A 2,005-nucleotide genomic window follows, 5' to 3' on the forward strand; every position below is an offset into this window, starting at 1 on the left:
GAAACCTTGAAGAAATTAATGGCGGATTTTATTGGAGCTTGCAAAAATTTAAGTTTTGTAGTTACGACACCGAGTGGACCAGGTGCCACAACAACATTAAATAATTTACCTGAATTTGAAGGCGTTGAAACTCGCTTTAATCAGTTTTTAAAAGATAGTTAAAATGGGTATAGAATCAATTTTTGTAAATGGAGCGGCATTATCGGCAGCTATTGGAGGAACGGGAATGTTTACTTATTTGTTTGCGAAACGAAAATATAAAGTGGACATCATTCAGGCAGAGGAAAATATTCAAACGACAGCTATTGATAATGACATCAAGCTTTCGCATCATTATAAAGAGATTCTTGATGATTTGAAACAAAGATATGAGTCGAGGTATCAGGAATTTGAAGCTATAATGAATCGGAAATTTTTATTGCTCGAAGAGGAATTGAAGATTAAAGACAGAAAAATCAGGATGCAACAATTAGAAATAATTGAATTGAAAAAGGAAAATAAATTATTAAGAAGCAATGCAAAAAACAGTCTTTCATAATCAAAGCCTTATTGATTTTTCACTAAATCATTGTGGTTGTTTAGATAGCTTATTGATGGTTGCTCTCGCAAATGGTTTGTCGATTACGGATGATTTAGTTGCAGGACAAGTTTTGACTATTCCTAGTGATGCTATTATTGATACTACGATTCGAGATTATTTTTATGCTAAAAATGTAATTCCAGCATTGTGGATCACGGCAAGAGATTTAGAAATAGTTACACAGGTAGGAATTGGACAAATGAGAATTGGAACCACATTTACAATAGGATAATGGCAAGAACGGTAGCGGAAATACAGACAGGAATATTTGACAGCATTACATCTGATGGCAACTTATCGGGATTGACGTCTACGAGTAAGGTGGCAATTTTTAGATTATTTGTGTATGTGGTTGCCTTTGCAATTTGGACATTAGAATTGCTTTTCGACACCCACTATGCCGAAGTTCAAACCGTAATTCAACAAGACAAAGCGCATACGCCGTCGTGGTACCGAACTAAGGCTTTGGCTTTTCAATATGGTTTTGCTTTGATCCCCGACACAGATGTGTACGACAATACAGGCTATACAGCCGATCAGGTTTTGGCTTCTCAAATTATAAAATATTCGGCAGTCACGTCAAATGGCGGGCAAATATTAATTAAAACAGCAACCGAAACGGCAGGTGTTTTAGCTCCAATAACGACGGGACAAAAAGCCAGTTTGGATGCTTATTTCAAAGAAATTTCGGATTGCGGGGTAAAATATATTGTGGTCAATAATTTGCCAGATATTTTGTTGTTGACGATGCATATTTTTATAGATCCATTGGTTTTACTCGCTGATGGAATGAGCATTTTAAACGGAAACTATCCCGTGCAAGATACGATTAATGCTTATATGAAGCTTTTGCCTTTTAACGGCGAATTGGTTTTGGCTCATTTAGTAGATGCGTTGCAACAGGCGGAAGGCGTAAATATTCCAAATATCATCAATGCCGAGTCTCAGGTGATTGATATTAATACGGGTACTTATTTGGCTGCGCAAGTTATTGATGTTCGGACGATACCTGATGCTGGGTATTTTATGATTCCAAACTTTGACAACATAACGTATGTGGTATAAACTCGATTATGATAAGCTCGTGTTGTTGCTATTGCCTAGCTTTTTGCGAAAGCCGATAGTATTTGGCTATGCCAAAGGGTTGGTTTCGCCAATTGCGAGTTTGTATGACAAGTGGTCGATGATACGAATTGCCAATTTAAAAAAGCTGTCCTACAATTGCCAAAGGTGTTATTTAAGAGGCGCATTGAATGATAAATTTGACTCTGATTTAAGGCGAATCACCATAGGTGACACGCTGAATCTTGACCAAACTTACATTTATACACCGGCTGAAAACTTGGATGTGTATTTAGGGACGATGTGGCTAGAACCAGAGTTTAACTATGCAGGAACTGCGGTTGATTATTTGGTCAATGTACC

At 37.2% G+C, this 2,005-nt stretch carries 4 protein-coding genes; all 4 read left to right on the forward strand.

Annotated features, from left to right (window positions below; genetic code table 11):
• Positions 1-163 precede the first annotated feature (163 nt).
• Entirely contained in the window at positions 164-538 is a 375-nt protein-coding gene (locus QZY09_RS04395; RefSeq protein ID WP_295668634.1) for a hypothetical protein, read from the forward strand.
• Entirely contained in the window at positions 516-812 is a 297-nt protein-coding gene (locus QZY09_RS04400) for a hypothetical protein (protein WP_295668637.1), read from the forward strand. The genes QZY09_RS04395 and QZY09_RS04400 overlap by 23 nt, the downstream gene beginning before the upstream one ends.
• Complete coding sequence (locus tag QZY09_RS04405) at positions 812-1,645, forward strand: hypothetical protein (RefSeq protein WP_295668640.1); 834 nt, start codon at positions 812-814, stop codon at positions 1,643-1,645. The genes QZY09_RS04400 and QZY09_RS04405 overlap by 1 nt, the downstream gene beginning before the upstream one ends.
• Positions 1,635-2,005 (forward strand): hypothetical protein (locus QZY09_RS04410; RefSeq protein ID WP_295668643.1); only part of this gene is annotated, 371 nt, incomplete at its 3' end. The genes QZY09_RS04405 and QZY09_RS04410, both read left to right, overlap by 11 nt.

The organism is uncultured Mucilaginibacter sp. (genome assembly GCF_903913935.1).
In the GTDB taxonomy this organism is placed as follows: domain Bacteria; phylum Bacteroidota; class Bacteroidia; order Sphingobacteriales; family Sphingobacteriaceae; genus Mucilaginibacter.